Annotated in this window: 20 protein-coding genes; 13 read left to right on the forward strand and 7 right to left on the reverse strand. The window is 68.6% G+C overall.

What is annotated here, in order from left to right; translation table 11 throughout:
• Positions 1 to 25: 25 nt before the first annotated feature.
• Positions 26 to 1,486, reverse strand: coding sequence for an APC family permease (locus tag B1991_RS08200; protein WP_136258235.1), 1,461 nt, complete (start codon positions 1,484 to 1,486; stop codon positions 26 to 28).
• Between the two features lie 50 nt (positions 1,487 to 1,536).
• Here B1991_RS08200 and dgcA point away from each other — a divergent pair, with 50 nt between their 5' ends.
• From dgcA to B1991_RS08255, 11 genes are all read left to right on the forward strand, one after another.
• On the forward strand, positions 1,537 to 2,526 hold the full coding sequence (gene dgcA / locus B1991_RS08205) for an N-acetyl-D-Glu racemase DgcA (protein WP_136258236.1): 990 nt from the start codon (positions 1,537 to 1,539) through the stop codon (positions 2,524 to 2,526).
• 29 nt (positions 2,527 to 2,555) lie between these two features.
• On the forward strand, positions 2,556 to 4,070 hold the full coding sequence (locus tag B1991_RS08210; protein ID WP_136258237.1) for an N-acyl-D-amino-acid deacylase family protein: 1,515 nt from the start codon (positions 2,556 to 2,558) through the stop codon (positions 4,068 to 4,070).
• 1 nt (position 4,071) lies between these two features.
• Positions 4,072 to 5,124, forward strand: a complete 1,053-nt coding sequence (locus B1991_RS08215; protein WP_136258238.1) for an N-acetyltransferase DgcN family protein — start codon at positions 4,072 to 4,074, stop codon at positions 5,122 to 5,124.
• 142 nt (positions 5,125 to 5,266) lie between these two features.
• Positions 5,267 to 7,807, forward strand: coding sequence for a TonB-dependent receptor (locus B1991_RS08220; protein WP_210772106.1), 2,541 nt, complete (start codon positions 5,267 to 5,269; stop codon positions 7,805 to 7,807).
• A 143-nt stretch (positions 7,808 to 7,950) separates the two neighbouring features.
• The gene (locus B1991_RS08225) at positions 7,951 to 9,624 is read left to right on the forward strand and encodes an N-acyl-D-amino-acid deacylase family protein (protein WP_246031102.1); all 1,674 of its coding nucleotides are present in this window, start codon (positions 7,951 to 7,953) and stop codon (positions 9,622 to 9,624) included.
• Between the two features lie 363 nt (positions 9,625 to 9,987).
• Positions 9,988 to 11,046: a GNAT family N-acetyltransferase gene (locus B1991_RS08230; RefSeq protein ID WP_136258240.1), complete on the forward strand. Its 1,059-nt coding sequence runs from the start codon at positions 9,988 to 9,990 to the stop codon at positions 11,044 to 11,046.
• Entirely contained in the window at positions 11,043 to 12,737 is a 1,695-nt protein-coding gene (locus B1991_RS08235; protein ID WP_136258241.1) for a thiamine pyrophosphate-binding protein, read from the forward strand. Before B1991_RS08230 ends, B1991_RS08235 begins: the two co-directional genes overlap by 4 nt.
• A gap of 97 nt (positions 12,738 to 12,834) precedes the next feature.
• Positions 12,835 to 14,082: a carboxylate--amine ligase gene (locus B1991_RS08240; RefSeq protein WP_136258242.1), complete on the forward strand. Its 1,248-nt coding sequence runs from the start codon at positions 12,835 to 12,837 to the stop codon at positions 14,080 to 14,082.
• A 76-nt stretch (positions 14,083 to 14,158) separates the two neighbouring features.
• Complete coding sequence (gene metF, locus B1991_RS08245; protein WP_136258243.1) at positions 14,159 to 14,983, forward strand: methylenetetrahydrofolate reductase [NAD(P)H]; 825 nt, start codon at positions 14,159 to 14,161, stop codon at positions 14,981 to 14,983.
• A gap of 37 nt (positions 14,984 to 15,020) precedes the next feature.
• Positions 15,021 to 15,587, forward strand: a complete 567-nt coding sequence (locus tag B1991_RS08250) for a DUF4124 domain-containing protein (protein ID WP_136258244.1) — start codon at positions 15,021 to 15,023, stop codon at positions 15,585 to 15,587.
• Between the two features lie 54 nt (positions 15,588 to 15,641).
• Positions 15,642 to 16,559, forward strand: coding sequence for a branched-chain amino acid transaminase (locus tag B1991_RS08255; protein WP_136258245.1), 918 nt, complete (start codon positions 15,642 to 15,644; stop codon positions 16,557 to 16,559).
• 52 nt (positions 16,560 to 16,611) lie between these two features.
• Here the strand turns inward: B1991_RS08255 and speD are convergent, their stop codons facing one another.
• Positions 16,612 to 17,397, reverse strand: a complete 786-nt coding sequence (gene speD / locus B1991_RS08260; protein WP_136258246.1) for an adenosylmethionine decarboxylase — start codon at positions 17,395 to 17,397, stop codon at positions 16,612 to 16,614.
• Positions 17,398 to 17,767: 370 nt separating this feature from the next.
• On the opposite strand from speD, the gene crp reads away from it, so the two are divergent.
• On the forward strand, positions 17,768 to 18,382 hold the full coding sequence (gene crp / locus B1991_RS08265; RefSeq protein WP_246031110.1) for a cAMP-activated global transcriptional regulator CRP: 615 nt from the start codon (positions 17,768 to 17,770) through the stop codon (positions 18,380 to 18,382).
• 94 nt (positions 18,383 to 18,476) lie between these two features.
• Positions 18,477 to 19,214, forward strand: coding sequence for a sulfite exporter TauE/SafE family protein (locus B1991_RS08270; RefSeq protein ID WP_136258248.1), 738 nt, complete (start codon positions 18,477 to 18,479; stop codon positions 19,212 to 19,214).
• Between the two features lie 96 nt (positions 19,215 to 19,310).
• Here B1991_RS08270 and B1991_RS08275 read toward each other — a convergent pair whose 3' ends face one another.
• From B1991_RS08275 to B1991_RS08295, 5 genes are all read right to left on the reverse strand, one after another.
• Complete coding sequence (locus B1991_RS08275) at positions 19,311 to 20,027, reverse strand: HAD family hydrolase (RefSeq protein WP_136258249.1); 717 nt, start codon at positions 20,025 to 20,027, stop codon at positions 19,311 to 19,313.
• Positions 20,024 to 20,818, reverse strand: coding sequence for an indole-3-glycerol phosphate synthase TrpC (gene trpC / locus B1991_RS08280; RefSeq protein ID WP_136258250.1), 795 nt, complete (start codon positions 20,816 to 20,818; stop codon positions 20,024 to 20,026). The genes B1991_RS08275 and trpC overlap by 4 nt, the downstream gene beginning before the upstream one ends.
• Before the next feature lie 73 nt (positions 20,819 to 20,891).
• The gene (gene trpD / locus B1991_RS08285) at positions 20,892 to 21,941 is read right to left on the reverse strand and encodes an anthranilate phosphoribosyltransferase (protein WP_136258251.1); all 1,050 of its coding nucleotides are present in this window, start codon (positions 21,939 to 21,941) and stop codon (positions 20,892 to 20,894) included.
• Entirely contained in the window at positions 21,938 to 22,537 is a 600-nt protein-coding gene (locus B1991_RS08290) for an anthranilate synthase component II (protein WP_136258252.1), read from the reverse strand. The genes trpD and B1991_RS08290 overlap by 4 nt, the downstream gene beginning before the upstream one ends.
• Before the next feature lie 193 nt (positions 22,538 to 22,730).
• Positions 22,731 to 23,996 carry an APC family permease gene (locus B1991_RS08295; protein WP_136258319.1) on the reverse strand — a complete coding sequence of 422 codons (1,266 nt, stop codon included), beginning with the start codon at positions 23,994 to 23,996 and terminating at the stop codon, positions 22,731 to 22,733.
• Between the last annotated feature and the right edge of the window lie 126 nt (positions 23,997 to 24,122).

Below are 24,122 nucleotides of genomic sequence, written 5' to 3' on the forward strand. Positions count from 1 at the left end.
GCGGAACCAGGATCGCCGCTCCCGTTCAGCGCGAGCGCACGTAGACCACGTAGATGACCAGGCCGGCCGCGAAGTAGCCGCCGACGATCGCCAGCGGCAGCACGTCGCCGCGCGTTGCGCGCAGCACCATGTCGATCAGCAGCGGCAAGCCCATCATCGCGGCGAAGGCGATGCCGAGCGCCGGAATGATGCCGATCCACCAGCCACGCACGCGGATGCCGCCCAGCGGCACGCGGAACGAGCGCGGACGATCGGGCTCGACCACGCGCAGGCGCATGACCGCCGCACAAACGATCGCGAACGCGACCGCCGTGCCGAGGCTGATCAGGTCGCCGAGCAGGCTGATCGGCAGGCACGCCGCGAGCAACGCCATGGCCACGCCGGTATAGATGGTGCCGACCCGCGGCGTGCGCGTCCTGCCGTCGATCCGGGCGAACACCGGCGGCAGCATGCGATCGCGCGCCATCGCGTAGAAGATGCGGGTCTGACCGTAGATTGACGTCAGCAGCACCGAAAGCAGGCCGATCACCGCAGCGGACTTGACCGCGATGCCGAACATCGGCAGCTGCATCGCGTCGACGGCGACGGCAATCGGGTCGGCGACGCCGAGCCGGGCGTAGGGCACGATGCCGGTCATCACCGCGGCGACGGCCATGTACAGCACGGTGCAGACCGCCAGCGTCATGAAGATGCCGATCGGCAGGTCGCGCTGGGGGTTACGCGCCTCGGCCGCGCTCGTGGACACGGTCTCGAAGCCGACGTAGGCGAAGAAGATCGCCGAGGCGCCGCGCAGCACGCCGGGCCAGCCGAACTCGAAATCGCCCCGCGCCGGCGGCACGAACGGCGTGAGGTTGGCCGGGTCGATGAAGGCAATGCCGACCAGCACGAAGGCGACCAGCGCAGCAATCTTGAGCAGCACGACGGCCGTGTTGAACGCGAACGACTGCGTCACCCCGCGCAACAGGACAGCCGTCACCACCAGGATCGCGCCGGCGGCGACGAGGTTGATGCCGCCGCCGAACTGCAGGCGGTTGCTGCCTCCGTCGGTGCGGAAGTCGAGCATCGGCGTGGTGATCGACGCCGGCAGGTGCAGACCGAACTGGTCGAGCAACGCCACCGCGTAGCCGGCGAAGCCGACCGCGACGGTCGCCGCGGCAATGCCGTACTCGAGCAGCAGCAGCCAGCCGGCGCACCACGCGGTGAAGCGGCCGAACGTGAGCAACGCATACGAATAGCTCGAACCGGACAGCGGCATCGTGCCGGCAAGCTCGGCATAGCAGAACGCGGTGAAGCCGCAGGCGATCGCCGCCACCACGAACGACAGCACCACCGCCGGCCCGGCATGGGTCGCCGCCGCGGTGCCGGTCATGACGAAGATGCCGGCGCCGATGACGCAGCCGACACCGATCATCGTCAACTGGAGCGGACCGAGCGTGCGCGCCAGCTCCGGTTCGTCGCCATCCGCTGTTTGCAATTTTTCTTTCATGGAAGTTACTATGATATAAATTGTGCATCCACGTCCAGAGGCCGGCTTGCATGCAGACCGAAGTTCGCCACGAACGCTGGGATCTCGCCGCGCCATTCGTCATCGCGCACGAGACCTACCTGCATGCCGACGTCATCGTGGCAACGCTGTCGTGCGATGGCGCCGTCGGCCGCGGCGAATGCACGCCCACGGCGTTCTACGGCGAGAGCGTGGACGGCGTGATGAAGACCGTGCGCGAACTGCTCGTCCGCCTCGCCCGCGGCGAGTCCTGGGACCGCATCCACGATCGCGTGCCGGCCGGCGCCGCGCGCAACGCGGTCGACTGTGCGTTCTGGGATCTGCGCGCGAAACTGGCGAAGCGGCGTGTCTGGGAACTGGCCGGAATCCCCGCCCCGGCCCAGGTGCGCACCGCGCAGACCATCAGCGTGGGCGAGGCGGCGCAGCAGGCGGACAAGGCGCGCGCGATCGTTGCCACCGACGGCGACCGCGCCCTGATCAAGCTGAAACTCGATGTGCACGACGTCGTCGCCCGCGTCGCGGCCGTGCGCGACGCCGCTCCGGCCGCGACCCTGATCATCGACGCGAATGAATCCTGGGACCCGGCGCTGCTCGACGGCGTCATGCCGGCGCTGCAGGCCGCGCGTGTCGCGATGGTCGAGCAGCCGCTGCCCGTGGGCAAGGACGACGCGCTGGCGCGGATCAAGCGCCGCGTGCCGGTCTGCGCCGACGAGTCGGCCCACGTCGGCGCCGACCTCGACGCGCTGTGCGGCCGCTACGACCTGGTCAACGTGAAGCTGGACAAGACCGGTGGCCTGACCGAGGCGCTGCGCATGACTGCCCGCGCGCGCCAGCTCGGCTTCGGCTTGATGGTGGGCTGCATGGAGGGGACGTCGCTCGGCATGGCGCCGGCCACGCTCGTCGCCGGTACCGCACGCTTTGTCGACCTCGATGGCCCGCTGCTCATCGGCCGCGACCGCGACCCGGGCCTGCACTACCAGCGTGGCCTCGTCTCGCCGCCCAGCGCGGCGCTGTGGGGTTGAGCCGCATGTTTTCCAGGAGAACCGATTCCATGATGAGCCGAACGCTGGTGTCACTGCTGCTGATCGCGCCGCTGGTCGTGTTGCCAGCCGGCCATGCAGCAGCGGCCGACTTCATCGTGCGCCATGCCGTTGTCGTCGACGGCACCGGCGCCGTGGCCCAGCACGTCGACGTGCGGGTCGCCGATGGACGCATCACCGCCATCGGCGAGCTCGCACCGCAGCGCGACGAACAGGTGGTCGACGCTCACGGGCTGGTGCTCGCGCCGGGGTTCATCGACACGCACAGCCACCACGATCGCGGCCTCGACAGCCAGCTCGACGCGCTGCCGGTGACCAGCCAGGGCGTCACCACGATCGTCATCGGCCAGGACGGCTTCTCGCAGGAGCCGATCGCCGACCTGTTCCGCCGCTACGAAGCCACGCCGGCGGCGATCAACATCGCCTCGTACGCGGGCCACAACTCGCTGCGCGAGGAGGTGATGGGCGCCGACGCCAGCCACGCGGCGACGCCGGCGCAGGTGCAGGCGATGCGCCAGCTGCTCGCCGCCGACATGAAGGCCGGCGCGCTCGGCCTGTCGACCGGCCTCGAATACGACTCGGGCCTCTACTCCACGCGCGCCGAGGTGCTCGCGCTCGCCGACGCCGTCGCGCCCTACGGCGGCCGCTACATCAGCCACATGCGCAGCGAGGATCGCAAGGTCTGGGACGCGCTCGACGAACTGCTGACGATCGGCCGCGAGGCGAAGATCCCGGTGCAGGTCAGCCACGCCAAGCTGGCGATGACCGACTGGTGGGGCCAGGCCGACCGCTTCCTGGGCATGCTCGACAAGGCGCGCGCCGAGGGCGTCGACGCGACGCTCGACGTCTATCCCTACGACAGCTGGCACAGCGAGTTGATCGTGCTGTGGCCCAAGCGCGATTTCGGGAACCGCGCGACCGCCGAATTCGTGCTCAAGCACCTCTCCCCGGCCGACGGCCTGCGCCTGTCGCAGTTCAAACCCGAACCGGACCTGGTCGGCAAGAGCGTGGCCGATGTTGCGCGCCTGCGCGGCACCGACGACGCGGATACGGTGATGGCCCTGATCCGCGAATCGGAGGCGGCCCACAGCACCGCGCAGGTCATCAGCCGCAGCATGGACGGGCGCGACATCGCGAAGTTCATCGCCTGGCCGCAGGCGAACATCTGTTCCGACGGCAACCTCGACGGCCTGCACCCGCGCGGCTACGGCACCTTCCCGCGCGTGCTGCGCATGTACGTGCGCGAGCAGAAGATGCTGACGCTCGAGCAGGCCGTGCACAAGATGACCGGACTGGCCGCGCAACACATGGGCTTGCGCGACCGCGGCCAGATCCGCGTCGGCGCAGCGGCCGACCTCGTCCTGTTCGATCCGCGCACGGTGGCCGACCGCGCCACCTACGAGAAGCCGCACGAGCTGTCGGTCGGCATCGCGCGGGTATGGGTCAACGGCACCCTGGTCCTCGCCGACGGCAAGGCGACCGGCGCCCACCCGGGCCAGGTGCTGCGCCGCCAGGGAGCCCGCTGACATGCAGATCGCCGCCCCGTACCTGCTCTTCCTCGGCAACACCCCGCACCGCCTCGACGCCAAGACGGCCAGCGGCATTCTCGACTGGCGCCCGGAACTGTGCGCCGGGCAATGCCGGCTCGACGCCGACACGGTCGACCTCGGCCTGCCCGACATGACGCCGGAGGCCGCCGCCGCCGCCGGCATGCGCACGCTGGTGATCGGCGTGGCCACCTTCGGCGGTGCGCTCGACGAGGCGTGGATCGACACCCTGCTGGCCGCGATCCACGCCGGCCTCGACATCGCCAGCGGCATGCATGCGCGCCTCGGCGAGAATCCGCGGATCGCCGCGGCCGCGCGCCAGGCCGGCGTGCGGCTGTTCGACGTGCGCCACGCCGACGCGCATTTCGACGTCGGCTCCGGCCGCAAGCGCAGCGGCCGCCGGATGCTGATGGTCGGCGTCGATTGCGCGGTCGGCAAGAAGTACGCCGCGCTGGCCATCCACCGCGCCTTCGTGCGACGCGGCATGGCCGCCGATTTCCGCGCGACCGGGCAAACCGGCATCCTCATCGCCGGCGCCGGCATCGCGATCGACGCGGTCGTCGCCGATTTCGCCGCCGGCGCGGCCGAAGCGCTGTCGCCCGACAACGAGCCCGGGCACTGGGACGTGATCGAAGGCCAGGGCTCGCTGTTCCACCCGGCCTATGCCGGCGTCAGCCTTGCCCTGCTGCACGGCTCGCAGCCGGACGCGCTCGTGCTCTGCCACGACCCGCACCGCACGCACATCGACGGTTACCCGGACTATCCGCTGCCGACGCTCGCCGCCTGCATCGCCGCCAACGAACAGGCCGCGCGCCTGACCAACCCCGCCGCACGCTGCATCGCCGTCGCGCTCAACACGCACGGCATGAGCGAAAGCCAACGCGCGGACGCGTTCGCCCGCGCCTACGCGGAAACCGGCCTGGTCGTATTCGACCCGATCGCGACCGGTGCCGACGCGGTCGTCGACACGCTGCTCGCGGAAACGCGCGAGCTTGCGCAAGCCAGTCCACACACCCCGGGGGATCACCCATGAAACGCAAGACTCTGGTCATGGCCGCCGTGCTGGCCCATCCCCATGGCGAAGCGCCTGCGAGGCTCGCGGGTCATTTCATCAGGTTGCGATAAGGCTCGGCAGGTTTGGTTGCTCCGTTACGCTCACGGGGAGGTCGCAGGTCATGTCCAAAGCTCATTTCAAGTGTGGTGGCAAGGCGCCACGGGCGATTTTGGCGCGCTTGCCGCTCGCGGCGGCGATCAGTCTTGCCGTGGCCGCACCAGCGCTCGCTCAGGATGTTGCCGAGCAGCCCGCATCGGCCGCGACGACCTCCGCGACAGCGCAAAAGGCCAAGACCCTGGGTACGGTCACGGTGACCGCGCAGAGGCGCACCGAGGATCTGCAGAAGGTGCCGATCAGCATCAACGTGCTGGCACAGGATCAACTTGAGGCCCTGCACGTCCAGAACTTCAAGGACTACGTGAAATATCTGCCCAGCGTGTCCTTCCAGGACAACGGCGGCGGCAATGGCGCGCAAGGCTTTGCCATCATCTACATGCGCGGTGTCAGCAGCGGCAGCGGCGGGGACTATACCGGGTCGCGGCCGAGCGTCGGCGTGTACCTCGACAACCAGCCGATCACCACGATCCAGGGGCCGGTAGACATCCACATGTACGACATCGCCCGCATCGAGGTGCTGGCAGGACCCCAGGGTACGTTGTATGGCGCCAGCGCCGAAGCCGGCGCGTTGCGCATCATCACCAACCAGCCCGACCCCGGCGCCTTCGCGGCAAACTACGCGCTCGGCGTCGACAAGGTTGCACACGGTGGCATCGGCTCCACCGCCGAGGGCATGGTCAATATCCCGCTCGGCAAGGGCGCCGCGATTCGCCTCGTGGGTTGGCGCGAACACGACGCGGGCTACATCGACAACAAGGCCGGCACGCGTACCTACCCGTCTTCCGGCATTACCATCAGCAACGCCGACGACTGCACCCCTGGCGTGCTGCTGCAATGCCACGGACACGCCCGCAAGCACTACAACGACGCCGACACCCAGGGCGCACGCGCCGCGCTGAAAGTGGACCTCGACGACAGCTGGTCGATCAGCCCGACACTGATGGGGCAACAGACGATCTCCCACGGTTCGTCTTCCAGCGACCCGAGCGTGGGCGATCTCGCCGTCACGCATTTCTTTCCCGAGCGCAACAACGATCGCTGGTGGCAGGGCGCGTTGACCGTGCAAGGCAAGCTCGGCAATTTCGATCTGACCTATGCCTATGCGCATCTCAAGCGCAACCAGGAGCAGGAGTCCGACTACACGGACTACTCATTCTGGTACGACACGCTGAACGGCTCCGGTGTCTATTTTTATGACAACGGCGGAAGCCTGATCGATCCGTCGCAACATCCATTTTTCCGCGATCACTACACCGACAACAGCCACGAACTGCGCCTTGTCTCGCCCAGCGACGATCGCCTGCGCCTGGTCGCCGGCGCGTTCTGGCAGAAGCTGAAACACGATATCCAGTACCAGTACAAGATCAGCGGCTTGGCCGATTCGCTGACGGTTACCGGCTGGCCGGACACCCTCTATCTGAGCCGGCAGATCCGTTACGATCGTGACCAGTCGGTGTACGGCGAACTTTCCTGGGACTTCATCCCCGACGTCCTCACCGGCACGATCGGCGAGCGCTATTATCGCGACAGCGGCAGCTTTTACGGCTTTTTCGGTTTCAGCGAGGGCTATTTTCCCGGCTCCAGTTACGGCGAGGCCGGCTGCATCTCGCCCGAACCATTCGAGGGCGCGCCCTGTCTGGACTTCGACAAGCGGGTAAAGCAAAGCGGATCGCTCAACAAGGTCAACCTGACCTGGCATGTCACGCCCCGTGCCATGGCCTATTTCACCCGATCCGAGGGCTATCGCCCGGGTGGCATCAATCGCAACGCATCGCTGCCGCCCTATCAGGCGGATTTCCTGACCAACGTCGAACTCGGCTGGAAAACCTCATGGTTCGACCATCGGCTGACCTTCAACGGGGCCGTGTTCCGCGAGACCTGGAACAATTTCCAGTTCGACATCACCGGCCCGAACGGCATTGCCGAAATTCTCAACGCCAATTCGGCCCGCATCAACGGACTGGAGTCGCAACTGAACTGGCAGGCGACCTACAACCTGCAACTGAGCGCCGGCATCGCCGTGTATGACGCCAAGTTGACCGCCAACTACTGCGGATTCACCGACAGCAACAACCACCCTGTCACCGACTGTCCGGCCGGCTCGATCAATACACAAACCGGCGACACGATGGACGGGCCGCTGGCACCCACGGGCACCCGCCTGCCCATCACGCCACGGTTCAAGGGCAACCTCATCGCGCGTTACACCTTTGATGTCGGCAGCAAGAGTGGCTTCGTCCAGGGTGCATTGACGCATGTGGGGAACCGCACGACGAGCCTGCTCCTGCTCGATCGCAGCCTCTACGGCGGGCTGCCTGCCTACAACTCGGCCGACCTCTCCGCCGGTCTCCAGGGGGACAGCTGGTCGGTGAGTGTCTACATCGACAACGCGTTCGACAAGCGCGCCGCGCTGTACAAGTTCTCCGAGTGTGCGGTAGCGGTTTGTGGTGCGCACGGCGTGGTGCCGGAATACCCGAATGGACAGGTGTACACGGGTTTCAGCCAGCCGCGCACGTTCGGCATCAGCTTCAAGCAGGATTTCTAGTCGAGCGGTCGATTGCCGCACCGGCTGAAAGCCCTGGCGTCAGCCTGCGCTTTTCGTTGCCGCTTGATGGCGAGCAACGTCTCGCCGACAGATGATCATTTGAGGGGGAGTGGTTCATGCCCATCTTCATTCGCACCGCCTGCATGTCGATCGTCGCGGCCATCGGGCTGTTGACGGCGACGCCATCTCCGGCTGCTGGCGTCGAGTACGACACCATCATCCGCAACGGTCACATCATCGACGGTACGGGTTCGCCCTGGTACGCGGCCGACATCGCCGTGAAGGATGGTCGCATCGCCGCGATCGGCGACCTCGCCGACGCGCATGCCAGGCAGGTGATCGACGCCCACGGTCTGGTTGTGGCGCCGGGATTCATTGACATGCTTGGTCAATCAGAAATCACCCTGCTGGTCGATCCGCATGTGCCGTCGAAGATCTTCCAGGGCATCACCACCGAGATCACCGGAGAAGGCGAATCGGTGGCGCCGCTCGACGCCGAGATGATCAAGCAACGCCAGGCGGCCTACGCGCACTATCGGATAACGCCGGACTGGCGCACGTTCGAGCAATATTTCACGCGCCTGCAAAAGCAAGGCATGGGCATCAACGTAGGCACGTACGTGGGCGCCACTTCAGTGCGCGAGATGGTCATTGGCTACAAGAATCGCGCACCCACGCCGGACGAGCTGAAACAGATGCAGATGCTGGTAGCGGACGCGATGAAGCAGGGTGCGCTGGGGCTGTCCACGGCGCTGGAGTACACCCCGGCGCCTTACGCCGGAACCGACGAGTTGATCGCCCTGGCGAAGGTTGCCGCACGCCATGGCGGCATCTACGCGACCCACATGCGCAACGAGGGCGATGCAGAGATGGCCGCGCTGGACGAAACCTTCCGGATCGGCCGCGAGGCGGATATTCCGGTGGAGATTTTCCATCTCAAGGCCACGGGCAATCTCAAGGGCAAGATGGCACAGGTGATCGCGCGCATCGACGCGGCTCGTGCCAGCGGCGTCGACGTGGCGGCGGACACCTACGCCTATACCGCGTGGCAGAATGATCTGTCGGCCTTCATCCCGCCCTGGGCTCATGACGGCGGCAACCTGAAACTGATCGAACGCCTGAAGAATCCGGCCACACGTGCGCGCATCCGCAAGGACATGCTCACTCCCAGCGATGCCTGGGACAACGAATGGCTCGCGGCCATCGGGCAGGCGCACGGCATCATGATCGGCAGTGTCAACAACAGGGCGTTGCAGAAGTACGTCGGCAAGCGGGTCAGTGAGATTGCGGCAGAGTGGCACGAGGATCCGATCGACACGATCTGCGACTTCCTGATCAAGGACAACGCCGCCACCAGTTCGGTGGTGTTCGGCATGCGGGAGTCCGATGTCGAGCTGGCGCTGAAGCAGCCGTGGGTTTCGATCGACACGGACTATGAGGGAACCTCGCCGGATGGCCTGCTCGGCAAGGATCGTCCGCACCCGCGCGCCTACGGCACCTTTCCGCGCATTCTCGCCAGGTACGTGCGCGAGCAGAAGCTGCTCACGCTTCCGGACGCCATCCGCAAGTTCAGCGCATTGGCGGCCCAGCGTGAGCATCTGGCGGATCGCGGCGTGCTCAAGCAGGGCATGTGGGCAGACATCGTCGTGTTCGACCCGGACACGATCCGCGATGTCGCCACCTTCACCGACCCGAACCAGCTGTCGGTCGGGATGCAATATGTGCTGGTCAATGGGGTCCCGGTGATCGATGGCGGCAAGATGACGGACGCGCTGCCGGGGGCGGTATTGCGTGGCCCTGCTTACGCCGGCAAATAGCTGAACTCCGAAACGAACTCGTGCAGCGCCCTGCGCGGTCCCCGAATGGGAAGCGACGTGGTTTCCAGGCCATGTTTCGGTGGCAAGAGCTGATTCGGCAGCCCTGCACCCCACCCTTCGAGCGGCCTGCAGGCCGCTTTTTCCTGGCGCCGTACGTGCATGGCGGCGCGGCGGCGGCCGGCGTCGCCTGCCCTGCCCGCCGCGGCCGGCGGTCTTTGCGTACAAGCGGTGCCGTGGCCTAGGATGGCGCACCGGCGGGGCTCCGGATATCTGGGGGGAAGGGTCGCGAGGGGATCACCACCGGTGGAACGGCGCCTCGACAGGCGCCGCGCTCACGCTCTCCAGCGAAAAGGATGCGCGACGATGGCCACCCTACCGACAACCCGCATACTCGATCCCGCGGATTACCCGCGCTGGGTCGCCGCTGTCGCTGCCTCGCCGGACGGCAGCGTGTATTCGCTGCCCGAGTATCTCGACGCGCTGTGCGCCGCCACCGGCGGCCGCTTCCGCGTGCTCGCCGCCGAGCGCGACGACCACATCGTGGGCGGCATCGCGCTGTTCGAATGCAGCGACCGCCGCGGCGCCTACGTGTCGCCGCGGCGGCTGCTCTACTACAACGGCCTGGTGCTGGTGCCGCACGCCTGCAGCTGCCCGGCCACCGCCACCTCGCGCCGGCTGCAGACCATGGATGCGCTGGAGCACGCGCTCGCGCGCCTGCCGCTGGGGCGGCTGCGCTTCAAGAGTCGTTCCACCTGCACCGACCTGCGCACCTTCCAGTCGCGCGGCTGGAGCGTGCAGCCGACCTACACCTACGTGGTCGACATCGGCGACCTCGCCAGCGCATGGACGCGGGTGGACAAGAATCATCGCCGGCTGATCGGGCGCTGCACCGAGCAAGGCCTGCAACTGAGCATGGATGACGACTTCGACGCCTTCCATCACCTGCACCTGCAGACCCACGAGCGCAAGGGTGCGCCGCTGTACCTGCCGCGCGAAGCGTTCCGCCGCTTCGTGGAAACCCTGCGCGAGCGCAACCTGGGCCGGCTCTACCACGCGCGAATGCCGGACGGCCGCGTGGCCGCCAGCCAGCTGGTGCTGACCGGGCCGCATCCGGTCAGCCACACCGTCTGCGCCGGTGCCGAGGCTGCACTGCTGAATCTGGGTGCGTCGGCGTTCCTGCGCTGGCGCGCGCTGGAACACCTGGCCGCCGAGGGCTACCGCGCCAACGACCTGACCGACGCCGAACTCAACCCCGTCACGGCGTTCAAGTCGCAGATGGGCGGCGAGCTGTCGCTGTGCCTGGAGGTCTCGCGCGCCGACGACATCCGCTTCCGCCTCGGCGACTGGGCGACCACGCTGCCGCAGCGCGCCCGCCGCGGCGTGCGCCGCGCGCTGCACCGCTCCACCGGCGTGGCCGAATGAGCGAGTCCGTGGTTTCCGGCGCCGAACTGGTCTGCGCCACGCTGGCGCGCGCCGGCGTCGACTGCGTGTTCGGCCTGCCCGGCACGCAGACCACCGGTTTGTACGAGGCGCTGCGCCGCGCGCCGCTGCGCAGCATCGTGGCCACCCACGAATTGTCGGCGGCGATGATGGCCAACGGCTACTACCGCGCCTCGGGGCGCCTTGCCGCGTTGCTCACCATTCCCGGCCCCGGCTTCACCTGGGCATTGACCGGGCTGGCCGAGGCGACGCTGGATTCGGCCGCGCTGCTGCATCTCACCATGCAGCCGGCGCGCTCGCCCGGCCAGCAGTTCCAGTTGCAGGCGCTGGACCAGGCGGCGATCGCCGGCCCGCTGAGCAAGGGCCAGTACCACGTCGACCACGCCGCCGACATTCCTGCGGCGCTGGCCGCGGCGCACGCGCAGGCTGGCGCCGGCGAACCCGGCCCGGTGCTGGTGCAGTTCGGCCGCGATGCGTTGCGCGAATCGGCGCCGCCGGCAGATGTCGCGCGGCCGTCGTCGCCACCGCTCGACGAGGCCGCGCTCGACGCCGTGCTGGCCGCGCTGCGCCAGGCCGGTCGCTGCATGCTGTTGCTCGGCCAGGGCTGCAGCGCCGCCGCCGGGCTGGCCACGCAGCTGGCCGAAACGCTGTCCGCCGCGGTGGTCACCACCACCTCGGGGCGCGGCGTGGTGGCCGAGGACCACCCGCTGTCGCTGGGCTTCGCGTTCGCCGGCAACGAGTGCGGCACGCTCAACGCGCTGGTCGAGGCCAGCGACGTGGTGCTGGCGATCGGCTGCAAGTTCTCGCACAACGGCAGCCGCGGCTTCGAGCTGCGGTTGCCGCCAGACAAACTCATCCACGTCGATGCCAGCGCCGCCGTGCTGGGCGCCAACTATCCCGCGCGGCATGCGCTGTGCGCGGACGCGACCGCCTTCCTGGCCGCACTGCTGCAACGGCTGGAGACGAAGCCGGCCCGGGCCGGCTTCGGCCACGACGAGATCGCGCAGTGGCGCCGGCGCGCCGAAGACGAGCGCGACCGGCGGCGGGTCGAGCCGCGCATCCACGGCGTGGACGGCGGGCAGCCGCAGGCGTTCTTTGCCGCGCTGCGCCACGCGCTGCCGCGGCATGGCTGCCTGCTCACCGATTCGGGCCAGCACCAGGGCCTGGCGCGCCGCCACTTTCCGGTGCTTTGCCCGCGCGGCCTGATCGTGCCGACCAACCTGCAGTCGATGGGCTTCGGCATCGGCGCCGCGATCGGCGCCTGCCTCGCCGATCCGGCGCGACCGGTGGTGGCGCTGATCGGCGACGGCGGCCTGGCGATGTCCGGGCTGGAGCTGCTCACCGCGGTGCGCGAGCGGCTGCGGCTGACCGTGATCGTGTTCGTCGACGGCGCCTACGGCCTGATCCGCATGCAGCAACTGGCCGGCTCCGGCCACGCGTACGGCACCGAATTCGACGGCGTCGATGTCGCCGCCCTGGCCGCGGCCGTCGGCGCGGCGCACGTGCGCCTGCAAGGCGATGCGCAGGCCACCCTGGCCGCGGCGATCGAGGCGCCCGGCGTGACCCTGGTCGAGGTGCGCGTGGGCGATTCCGTGCCGATGCACTGGCTGCGCGCCAAGAGCCGCCTGCGCGGTTCGCGGCTGCGCACATGGTGGCGCCGCCGGCACCGTTGAACCGCCACGGGCGGCGGCCCGGAAGCCACCGCGGGTGCTAGCATGGCCCGACACGCGCGGCGTCGAACGCACGCACGCAGTGATCGGGGAAGCATCCATGGGCAAGCGGGACGAGCGGCAGGTGCCGGCGATCGTGATGGGCTGCGGTCCCACCGCGTTGGGCATCCTGCGTTGCCTGAAACTGGCCGGCATACCCGCCTACGTGGCTTGCCGCGCGGGCGACCAGGTGACGCGTTCGCGCTGGTTCCGGCCCACGCCCGGGCCGATCGCATGGGACGGCGTGCCCGGTCCGCAGGCACTGGAGCACCTGCGCGACTTGCCGCTGGACGAGGCGGTGCTGATCGCCGGCGCCGACGATGCCGCGCTGTGGCTGGCCGACCTGCCGCAGAGCGAGCTGGGCCAGCGCTTCCGCACCAGCACCTGCTCGCGGCAGACGCAGGAGCTGCTGCAGGACAAATCGCGCTTCGCCGCGCTGCTCGCCGAAACCGGCATGCCGCACCCGCCGACCTACCTCATCGACGGCGCGGCGGACATCGCGGCGATGCCGTTCGAGCGGCTTGATCGCGTCTTCATCAAGCCGGTCAATTCGCAGAAGTTCAGCGACGTGCTGGGCATCAAGGGCGTGTGGGTGCACAGCCGCGAGGAGCTGCTGGAAACCTGGCAGCGCCTGCACGGCCTGGGCTTCCGGCTGATGGCGCAGGAGTACGTGCCCGGCACCGCCGCCGACCATTATTTCGTGGACGGCTTCCGCGACGCGCACGGGCGTTTCACCGGCCTGTTCGCGCGGCGGCGGTTCCGCATCCACCCGGCGGACTTCGGCAACAGCTCGTACTGCGAGAGCATTCCACTGGCCGAGGTCGAGCCGGCGGCGAGCAACCTCACCGCCCTGCTGGCCAAGGTGGATTACCGCGGCATCTTCAGCGCCGAGTTCAAGCGCGACGCGCGCGATGGCCAGTTCCGCATCCTCGAGGTGAACACGCGCGCCTGGACCTACGTGGAGTTCGCCGCGCGCTGCGGCGTCAACGTCTGCGAGATGGCCTGGCAGGATGCGCTGGGCCTGCCGGTCGACGTGGCGTCGCCGGATTACGTGGTCGGCGCCGGCTGCGTGAACCTGCAGCGCGACATCAACGCCGTGCGCGGCCAGTCGCGGCAGGCTCGCGAGCCGTGGTCCAAGATCCTGCGGCAGTGGGCGCGCGCGTACTACCACACGTTCCGCTTCGACGATCCGCTGCCGGGCCTGTCCAGCGCCTGGCGCATCGCCACCCACCGCAGCGGGCGCCACCACGGCCCCGGCGGGGCGCCGGTGCCGCCGGCGGCCGCGTCGAACAAACCGCCGGCGAGTTGAATCCGGTCGCCATATATCGCTCCATCGCGAATCGAAGATATATACTGCCGGGCACCGTGGCCCCGGAACCCTTGCGATGGCGTCGATCAGCTTCGAATTCTTTCCGCCCAAGACCGACGACCAGCGTGCGCAGCTCGACCGCGCGGCGCAGGCGCTGAAGGCGCACCGGCCGGAGTACGCCTCGGTCACCTTCGGCGCCGGCGGTTCCACGCTGAGCTACACCGGCGACACGGTGGCGCGGCTGCACACGCAGCACGGGCTCAACGTGGCGCCGCACCTGTCGTGCATGGGCGGCACCCGGGCCGAGATCGCCGCGCTGCTGGACAACTACCGCGCGGCGGGCTATCGGCGCATCGTGGCGTTGCGCGGCGACATGCCCTCGGGCATGGCCACGGCGGGCGACTTCCGCTACGCCGCCGAACTGGTGGCGTTCATCCGCCAGCACTGCGGCGACCACTTCCACATCGAGGTGGCGGCGTACCCGGAAACGCATCCGCAGGCCGACAACGCGCTGCGTGACCTCAAGCACTTCAAGGCCAAGATCGACGCCGGCGCCAACGGCGCGATAACCCAGTATTTCTTCAACCCGGATGCGTATTTCCGCTTCGTCGACGACGTGCGCAAGCTGGGCGTGAACGTGCCGATCGTGCCGGGCATCATGCCGATCTCCAACTACAGCCAGCTCAATCGCTTCTCGGAAATGTGCGGGGCGGAAATCCCGCGCTGGATCGCCAAGCGCATGCAGGCCCACGGCGACGACGCCGACGCGGTGCGCGCGCTCGGCGCCGAAGTGGTGGCACAACTGTGCCGGCGCCTGCTCGACGGCGGCGCGCCGGGGCTGCATTTCTACACCTTGAACCGGGCGAAGGCGACGCAGGCGGTGTTGCAGCAACTCGGCTAGACCACTTGCGCGGAAGCCGGGGCGGTATGCTGGATGGATGTTGCGCCTGGTCGCCCTGCTCAGCCTGGCCCTGCTTGCCTGCGCCGCTCCCGCCGCGGCGCAGACGCCGATCCATCGTTGCATCGGCGCCAACGGCGGCGCGGTGTTCACCGACCAGCCCTGCGCCGCGCTGCGCGCCACGCCGGTCAACCCCGCAACGTCCACCGACACGCCCGCGCCCAGCGGACCACCGCCGGTGCTGTGTGCCGCCAGCGTGGACGAACTGCGCCAGAGCGTGATCGACGCATTCGCACGCCGCGACAGCGTCCGCATGGGCGGGCTGATCCTGTGGGACGGTTACGGCCGCGGCGCGGCGATCGCCGACATCCGCGCGCTGACCGCGTTGATGGAACAGCCGCTGCTGCAGGTCGACCTGCCCGCCCCTGCAGCATCGACCCGCGCGCCACCGGACGACTTGCTGCGTGGCGACGCCGCCGCGCCGACGCCATCGACCGCACCCAACCAGCTGGTGCTGCACACCGCCGGCGCCGACGGCGCGGGTTCCACATGGCGCTTCGACATCGTGCGCCAGGCTGGTTGCCTGTGGCTGCGCAACGCGCAGTAACCGCCGCCCGCGCAGCGACGCGCTATCATGGGCAGTCCGCATGGAGAAACGATCATGGCGCAGCAGTACCCCGAATGGATCTGGCAGAACGGCCACATCAAGCCGTGGGCCGAAGCCACCACCCACGTGATGTCGCACGCGCTGCATTACGGTTCGTCGGTGTTCGAAGGCATCCGCAGTTACGCCACGCCCGACGGCGCGGCGATCTTCCGCCTCACCGACCACCTGAACCGGCTGTTCCTGTCGGCCAAGATCTACGACATGCAGCTGCCGCACTCGTTCGAGGAGCTGGCCGCCGCCTGCCGCGAGGTGATCCGCAAGAACGGTCTCGGCGCGTCCTATCTGCGCCCCGTCGCCTATCGCGGCCTGGGCGGCTTCGGCCTGTCCGCCGAAACGCCGATCGAGGTGGCCGTGGCCGCGTGGCCGATGGGCCCGTACCTGGGGCCGGAAGCTTTGCAGAACGGCATCGACGCCTGCGTGTCGAGCTGGCAGCGCTTTGCACCCAACACCATCCCGGCCGGCGCCAAGGCCGGCGGCAACTATCTGTCCGGCCAGCTGATCGCACGCGAGGCGCGGCGGCTCGGCTTCGGTGAAGGCATCGCGCTGGCCTCCAGCGGCCTGCTCAGCGAGGGCGCGGGCGAGAACCTGTTCCTGGTCTTCGACGGCGTGCTGCACACCACCCCGGCCAGCGCCTCGATCCTTGCCGGCATCACCCGCGACACGCTGAAGACGCTGGCCCGCGAGGACGGCATCGAGGTGGTCGAACGCGACATCCCGCGCGAGTACCTGTACCTGGCCGACGAAGTGCTGATGTGCGGCACCGCCGCCGAGATCACCCCGATCCGATCGGTCGACGGCAAGCAGGTCGGCGCGGGCAAGGCCGGCCGCGTCACGCTGCGCCTGCAGGAGCTGTTCTTCGGCCTGTTCGACGGCCGCACCCACGACAAGTGGGGCTGGCTGGAGCAGGTCTGAGCGGCATCGACCGATGAAAAAAAAACCCGCCTTCCGGCGGGTTTTCTCTGGTTCACATCAGGTTGCGGCCGTGGAACAGTTCCTCGATCTCGCGCCGGAGCAGCGACTCGATCCGCTGGCGCTCCTTGAACGACAGGTCGTCGGCGTGCGACTCGAACAGGTAGGTGTCCAGGTCGAAGTCCTTGATGTGCATCTTCGTGTGGAACATGTTCTCCTGGTACACGTTGACGTCGAACATCTCGTACTTCTGCCGGATGTGCCGCGCCAGGTAGTCCTGCACCGAGTTGATCTTGTGGTCGATGAAGTGCTTCTTGCCCTTCACGTCGCGGGTGAAGCCGCGCACGCGGTAGTCGCACACCACGATGTCCGACTCGAAGCTGTCGATCAGGTAGTTCAACGCCTTCAGCGGCGAGATCACGCCGCAGGTGGCCACGTCGATGTCCGCGCGGAAGGTGGCGATGCCGTTGTGCGGATGCGTTTCCGGATAGGTATGGACGGTGATGTGGCTCTTGTCCATGTGCGCCACCACCGCGCCGGCGATCGAATCGCGGCCCAGCTTCTCCACCACCGGTTCCTCGGAGATCAGGATGGTCACCGACGCGCCTTGCGGGTCGTAGTCCTGGCGCGCGATATTGAGGATGTTCGCGCCGATGATCTCGGCCACGTCGGTGAGGATCTGGGTCAGGCGATCGGCGTCGTACTGCTCGTCGATGTACTCGATGTAGCGCTGGCGCTGCTCTTCGGACACCGCGTAGCAGATGTCGTAGATGTTGAAGCTCAGCGCCTTGGTCAGGTTGTTGAAACCCTGCAGACGAAGACGGGGAAGCGGTTTGACCACGAGCGACTCTCCATGACCGTGACGGCCGGCTGTAGAGGCGGGTTAGCGACAAGGGTCCCCGCGATTGGTATGAAGCACAGGCAGTGCCTGCGACCCTTGGTTGGTGGCATGCTTTCGGCGTTGCCGCCGTCGAAAGACCGCGCAGTATGCGGCAAACGCGTCAGGAAATGAACCTGCAGCCAGTCGGCATGTTTGCCATAATGCAGGACAAGCTGACGTGATTGCTGTCACGCTTGCCGCGGAGGCGACAAGCGCCGCAGAACCTTGCCTGACCTGAGGAGTCGACGTGGCCCCACATCTGAAATACCAGTTGCAACAGGCCTTCGAACGCTCGCAGGCCCCGCTGGGCTTCGCCCCCGACCCCGCCTCGATGGAGCGCTTCCTGGCGCTTTGCCACCGCCGGCGGTACCCCGGCAAGACCGCGATCATCCGCCCCGGCGATCCGGCCAACACGCTGTATTACGTGGTCGAGGGCTCGCTGGCGGTATGCACCGAGGACGAGCAGGGCCGCGAACTGATCCTCGCCTACATCAGCCGCGGCCAGTTCATCGGCGAGATGGGCCTGTTCGTGGAGCAGGCCCAGCGCGAATCGGTGGTGCGCTCGCGCACGCCGTGCGAGATGGCCGAGGTCAGCTACGAGCGGCTGTTCCAGCTGATGGAAGGCCCGCTGCGCGAGGAATGCCCCAAGATCCTGTTCGCGATCGGCGCGCAACTGACCAATCGCCTGCTGCGCACCTCGCGCCAGGTCAGCCGCATGGCCTTCATGGACGTCACCAACCGCATCTCGCGCACCCTGCTCGACCTGTGCGAGGAGCCCGATGCGATGACCCACCCGGACGGCACGCAGATTCGCATCTCGCGCCAGGAAGTGAGCCGCATCGTGGGCTGCTCGCGCGAGATGGTCGGCCGCGTGCTCAAGCAGCTCGAAGAGCAGCGCATGATCGACGTCTCCGGCAAGACCATCGTGATCCGCGGCACCCGCTGATCACGCCTGGCCGGCACCGCCACCGGTTCGCCTGAACCGGTTTTTTACGGGCGCTGGTCGAGCATGGTTCCCCGCCCCGGCTGCGAGACGGCGCTTGGACTTCGCACAGTTCTTTCTCTTCGTCGGCGTCGGCCTGCTCGCCCAGGTGGTGGACGGTGCGCTGGGCATGGCCTACGGGCTGGTGTCCAACGCGATCCTGCTGGCGCTGGGCTTGCCGCCGGCGGTCGCCAGCGCCACCGTGCACACTGCCGAGATCGCCACCACCTGCGCTTCCGGCGCCTCGCATGCGTGGTTCGGCAACGTGCGCTGGCCGCTGTTCTGGCAGCTGGCGATACCCGGGGCGATCGGCGGCGTGCTCGGCGCCACCTTCCTCGCCAGCGTGCCCGGCGAGACGATCCGCCCGTTCATCAATGCCTACCTGCTGATCCTCGGCGCGATGGTGCTGCTGCGCGCGTTCGGCAAGCGGCTGAGCCGGCACCGGGTGCAGCACACCGGCGTGCTGGGCTTCTTTGCCGGCCTGCTCGACGCGATCGGCGGCGGCGGCTGGGGTCCGCTGGCCACCAGCACCCTGATCGCCCGCGGTGGCGGCGTGCGCAGCACGATCGGCTCGGTCAACGCGGCGGAGTTCGTGGTGACCGCGTCGATCTCCGCCACCCTGGCATGGCACGTCGGCATCGGGCACTGGCCGATCGTGCTCGGCCTGCTCACCGGTGGCGTGCTGGCCGCACCGCTCGCCGCCTGGCTGGTGCGCCACCTGCCCGAACGTCTGGTGATGGCTGCGGTGGGCACCCTGATCGTGGCGATCAGCCTGGTGCAGCTGCTGCGTGGGTAGGGCGGGCACCGCCCGCCGGCTCTTGCTTCGTGAAACGGAGAGCGGCGGGCAGTGCCCGCCCTACCCCGCCGTTGCCGATTCCCGATTCCCGAACGTTCAGAACCACTCGACGCGGGTCAGCGTGCGGCCCAGCGCCTTCTCCACCTTCTTGCACAGTTTCGGCGTGCCATTGACCAGCACCGCCTCGCCGGCCTGCTTCAGCATCGCCACGTCGTACATCGAATCGCCATAGGCGACCTGCCAGGCGGCGACGCCGTACTCGGCCAGCGACTGCACCTTGCGCCGGCCCACGTTGTGCCGGCGCCGGCGCATGCCCAGCCAGCCGGGCCGCAGCTGCGAGGCGACCACTTCCACGTCGGCCAACCCCAGTTCGCGCAGGATGCCGGTGGCCAGCGTCTCTTCGCAGCCGGTCACCACGATCACCCGGTCGCCCTCGGCCTGATGCCGGCGCAGCCGGTTCAAACCGTCGCGGCAGAACTGTTTCGGGCGCCGCGCCAGCACGGCGGCGAAGGCGTCCGCGACCGCGCGGTAACGCGGCTCGCGCAGGCCGAGCAAGGCGATCCGCACCAGCAGGTACAGCGGCAGGCGGCGCGACAGCGGCCAGGTCAGCAGCAGCACCGGCGAGGCGAGCAAGGCCACGCCCTTGCGCCATGCCGAACCGGCATAGCGGCTGCGCACGAACAACGCGAAGGAATCGCCGCGGATCAGCACGCCGTCGAAATCGAACAGCACCACGCGCGGCGTGTCCCCGCACGGCGTGGCGGCCGCGTCATCCCCCGGCGCGGCGGTGGCGGGTTCGACGGGGACGCTCATGCGTTGGCGAACAACCGTCGCAATTCGCGGCCCGGGTCTTCGGCGCGCATGAACGCCTCGCCGACCAGGAACGCCTGCACGCCACCCTCGCGCAGGCGCGCCACGTCTTCGGGCGTGTGGATGCCGGATTCGGCGACCAGCACGCGGTCGTATTCGATCAGTTCCTGCAGCGCCAGCGAGGTTTCCAGCGCGGTCTCGAAATTGCGCAGGTTGCGATTGTTGACCCCGATCAGCGGCACCGGCAGCGCCAGCGCGCGTTCCATCTCCTCCTCGTCGTGCACTTCGCACAGCACGTCCAGGTCGAGCTCGGCGGCGAGCAGCGCCAGCGGCAGCAGCTCGTCGTCGTCGAGCGCGGAGACGATCAGCAGGATGCAGTCGGCGCCGATCGCACGCGCCTCGTGCACCTGGTAGGGGTCGATGATGAAATCCTTGCGCAGCAGCGGCAGCGAGCAGGCCTTGCGCGCCTGCTGCAGGAACGCCTCGCTGCCCTGGAAGAAATCGGCGTCGGTGAGCACCGACAGGCAGGCCGCGCCGGCCTTTTCGTAGCTGCGCGCGATCGCGGCAGGATCGAAATCGGCGCGGATCACGCCCTTGCTGGGGCTGGCCTTCTTCACCTCGGCGATCACCGCGGGCAAGCCGGCCTCGATCTTCGCCTCGATGGCGGCAGCGAAGCCGCGCGTGTCCGGCAGGTCGGCGATGCGCGCGCTCAGCTCGGCCAGCGGAACCTTGCTGCGCCGTTCGGCGACCTCTTCGGCCTTGCGCGCCAGAATGCGATTGAGGATGTCGGTCATGGCATCTCGCTCGGGTGGGGTGACGGGTGCATCCTAATCGGCTGCGACGCGCGGCGTCACCGGCACACCGCGTTTACGGGACTCCTGCCAGGCGCCGCGTGGCGGCCACGAAGGCCTGCATTTTCGCATGCGCAGCACCACTGGCGATCGCCGCACGGGCGCGTTCGATGCCGGCGCCGATGTCGTCGACCACGTCGGCAGCATACAAGGCCGCGCCGGCGTTCAGGCACACGATGTCGTACGGCACGCCGGGTTCACCGTGCAGGGCGCCCAGCAGCATCGCCTTCGATTCGTCGGCGTCCTCCACCCGCAGGTTGCGGCTGGAGGCCATCGCCAGGCCGAAATCCTCCGGCTCCACCTCGTACTCGCGCACCACGCCGTTGCGCAGCTCGCCGACCATGGTGGCCGCGCCCAGCGAAATCTCGTCCATGCCGTCGCGGCCCCACACCACCAGCGCCTTGCGCGCGCCCAGCGCCTGCAGCACGCGGATCTGGATGCCGACCAGGTCCGGATGGAACACGCCCATCAGGATGTTCGGCGCGCCGGCCGGATTGGTCAGCGGACCAAGGATGTTGAACAGCGTGCGCACGCCCATCTCGCGCCGCACCGGCGCCACCACCTTCATCGCCGGATGGTGGTTCGGCGCGAACATGAAGCCGATGCCGGTCTCGGCCAGGCATGCGGCGACCTGCGCCGGCGCCAGCTCGATCGAGGCGCCGAGCGCCTCCAGCACATCGGCGCTGCCGGACTTCGACGACACGCTGCGCCCGCCGTGCTTGGCGATGCGTGCGCCGGCGGCCGCCGCCACGAACATCGAGGCGGTGGAAATGTTGAAGCTGCAGGCGCCGTCGCCGCCGGTGCCGACGATGTCGAGCAGGTGCGCGTCGTCGCCGGTCACCGGCACCGGCGCGGCCAGCTCGCGCATCACCCGCGCCGCGCCGGTGATCTCGCCCACGGTTTCCTTCTTCACGCGCAGGCCGGTGATGATCGCCGCGGTCATCAGCGGGCTCACCTCGCCGCGCATGATCTGGCGCATCAGCGAAATCATCTCGTCATGGAAGATCTCGCGGTGCTCGATCGTGCGTTGCAGCGCTTCCTGCGGCGTGATGTTGACCGCGCTCATGCCGCCAGCTTCCGCCGTGGCAGGCCGAGGAAGTTGGCCAGCAGGTCGTGGCCGTGCCGGGTCAGGATCGATTCGGGATGGAACTGCACGCCCTCCACCGGCAGCGTCTTGTGGCGCAGGCCCATGATCTCGTCGATCGAGCCGTCCGCGTTCTCCGTCCACGCGGTGACTTCCAGGCAATCCGGCAGCGAGGCCTGCTCCACCACCAGCGAGTGGTAGCGGGTGGCCTCGAACGGACTGGGCAGGCCGGTGAACACGCCCTGGCCGCGATGGATCACCGGCGAGGTCTTGCCGTGCATGATCTGTTTCGCGCGAATCACCTTGCCGCCGAACGCCTGACCGATCGCCTGATGGCCCAGGCACACGCCGAACACGGGGATTTCGCCGGCCAGCTCGCGCAGCACGTCCAGCGACACGCCCGCATCGTCCGGCGTGCCCGGCCCGGGCGAGATCATGATGTGCGAAGGCTTCAGCGCGCGGATGCCGGCCACGTCCAGCGCATCGTTGCGCACCACCCTCACCGCCTGCCCCAGCTCGCCCAGGTACTGCACGAGGTTGTAGGTGAAGCTGTCGTAGTTGTCGATCATCAGGAGCATCGGGCACCGTCCCGTCATGGGTGTCGTCGTGTATCGGACCCCAAGGATACCCGCATGGATGCCCGCCTTCCCGCAGGCGTCCTGACGATGCATTCCGGGGGACAACCCCGGTGTCGCCGCCGGCGGGGGCGGGATTCGATCCGCTTCGCGATGCATGCGAACGCGGTGCGCCGTCAGCGACGCGGCAGCGAGCTCACGATGGCCGCCGCCAGAACCGGTAGATCAATGCGCCGGCGAGCAGCGCGATGGCGGCGGCGACCAGGTTGGCGACGCCGGCGCTGGCCAGCAGGCCAAGCGACAAGAGCGTCGCGGCGAGCGGGATCAGCGGCCCGCCGGGCAGGCGCATCGCGCCCTCGCGCTGGCCATGGCGCTTGCGCAGCACCAGCACCGCGACTGCCGTGGCGAGATAGCCGAACAGTCGCGCCACCACCGAGAGCAGCGCCAGCTGCACGAACGAGCCGGACAGCGCCAGGATCACCGACAGCACGCCCACCGTGACGATGGCCACCGCCGGCGTGCGGAAGCGCGGATGGATGCGGGTAAGCGCGGCCGGGCCGACGCCGTCGTCGGCCAGCGCCAGCAGGTAGCGCGGTCCGAACATGATCGTGTTGCTGTTGGTGCCGAGGATCGAGATCGCCGCGCCGACCGTCAGCACCAGCGCCAGCCACATGCCGCCGAAGCGCGCCGAGGCGTCGGCCAGCGGCGTGCTGGACGCGGCCAGCCCCGGCAGCGTGCCCAGCGCCACCCACTGCACTGCCACGTAGGTCGCGGTGACGATCGCGATCATGGTCAGCATCGCGAATGGCACGTCGCGCTGCGGGTTGCGGTACTCGGCGGCAGCGGCCGGCATGTTCTCGAAACCGGCGTAGGCGAACAGCAGCAGCAGCGCGCCCTTGGCCAGGTCGTCCATCGGGATCGAACCCACGGCCAGCGGCGAGGCCTGGCCCAGGTCGACGAAGAACGCGCCGATCAGCACGAACATCGCCAGCGGCACGAACTTGGCGATCGCCAGCGCCACGCCGGTGCGCGCCGCGGCACGCACGCCGATCACGTTGATGCCGGTCAGCGCCGCCAGCGAGCCGACCACGATCAGCAGGCGCACATTGCCGTCACCCGCTGCCGGCCAGAAATGCGTGACCGCATCGGCCAGGCCGTTGCTGAGTGCCGCGGCGCTAGCGATGCGGGTCAACAGCAGCATCCAGCCCACCTCGAAACCGGCGAAGCGACCGAACGCCTCGCGCGCATACAGATAGCTGCCGCCGGCCTGGTCGAAATAGCTGGCGGCCTGCGCGTAGCACAGCACCAGCAGGCTCACCGCGAGGCCTGCCAGCAGTACGGCCCACAGGCTGGCCGGCCCCAGCAGTGCGGCCGCCGCCGCCGGCAGCAGATAGATGCCGCTGCCGATCACGTCGTTGACCGACAGCCCGACCAGTTGCCAGCGCCCCACCGCGCGCAGCATGTGCGGCTGGGTGGTGGCGGCCGTTTCCACGGTCGCCGGCCGGGCGGGGGTGATTGAGATCGGCGACTGGTTCAAGAGCGATTCCGGAGGTGGGCGGGATCAGGCATCGCGGCGGTGTGCGCGATT

It is taken from the genome of Rhodanobacter lindaniclasticus, assembly GCF_004799035.1.
GTDB lineage: Bacteria > Pseudomonadota > Gammaproteobacteria > Xanthomonadales > Rhodanobacteraceae > Rhodanobacter > Rhodanobacter lindaniclasticus.

Bases quoted from the DNA above. Each gene is read 5' to 3' on its own strand.
- B1991_RS08200 (WP_136258235.1), bottom strand. From the start codon at position 1,486: ATGAAAGAAAAATTGCAAACAGCGGATGGCGACGAACCGGAGCTGGCG.
- dgcA (WP_136258236.1), top strand. From the start codon at position 1,537: ATGCAGACCGAAGTTCGCCACGAACGCTGGGATCTCGCCGCGCCATTC.
- B1991_RS08210 (WP_136258237.1), top strand. From the start codon at position 2,556: ATGATGAGCCGAACGCTGGTGTCACTGCTGCTGATCGCGCCGCTGGTC.
- B1991_RS08215 (WP_136258238.1), top strand. From the start codon at position 4,072: ATGCAGATCGCCGCCCCGTACCTGCTCTTCCTCGGCAACACCCCGCAC.
- B1991_RS08220 (WP_210772106.1), top strand. From the start codon at position 5,267: ATGTCCAAAGCTCATTTCAAGTGTGGTGGCAAGGCGCCACGGGCGATT.
- B1991_RS08225 (WP_246031102.1), top strand. From the start codon at position 7,951: ATGTCGATCGTCGCGGCCATCGGGCTGTTGACGGCGACGCCATCTCCG.
- B1991_RS08230 (WP_136258240.1), top strand. From the start codon at position 9,988: ATGGCCACCCTACCGACAACCCGCATACTCGATCCCGCGGATTACCCG.
- B1991_RS08235 (WP_136258241.1), top strand. From the start codon at position 11,043: ATGAGCGAGTCCGTGGTTTCCGGCGCCGAACTGGTCTGCGCCACGCTG.
- B1991_RS08240 (WP_136258242.1), top strand. From the start codon at position 12,835: ATGGGCAAGCGGGACGAGCGGCAGGTGCCGGCGATCGTGATGGGCTGC.
- metF (WP_136258243.1), top strand. From the start codon at position 14,159: ATGGCGTCGATCAGCTTCGAATTCTTTCCGCCCAAGACCGACGACCAG.
- B1991_RS08250 (WP_136258244.1), top strand. From the start codon at position 15,021: ATGTTGCGCCTGGTCGCCCTGCTCAGCCTGGCCCTGCTTGCCTGCGCC.
- B1991_RS08255 (WP_136258245.1), top strand. From the start codon at position 15,642: ATGGCGCAGCAGTACCCCGAATGGATCTGGCAGAACGGCCACATCAAG.
- crp (WP_246031110.1), top strand. From the start codon at position 17,768: ATGGAGCGCTTCCTGGCGCTTTGCCACCGCCGGCGGTACCCCGGCAAG.
- B1991_RS08275 (WP_136258249.1), bottom strand. From the start codon at position 20,027: ATGAGCGTCCCCGTCGAACCCGCCACCGCCGCGCCGGGGGATGACGCG.
- trpC (WP_136258250.1), bottom strand. From the start codon at position 20,818: ATGACCGACATCCTCAATCGCATTCTGGCGCGCAAGGCCGAAGAGGTC.
- trpD (WP_136258251.1), bottom strand. From the start codon at position 21,941: ATGAGCGCGGTCAACATCACGCCGCAGGAAGCGCTGCAACGCACGATC.
- B1991_RS08290 (WP_136258252.1), bottom strand. From the start codon at position 22,537: ATGCTCCTGATGATCGACAACTACGACAGCTTCACCTACAACCTCGTG.
- B1991_RS08295 (WP_136258319.1), bottom strand. From the start codon at position 23,996: ATGCTGCGCGCGGTGGGGCGCTGGCAACTGGTCGGGCTGTCGGTCAAC.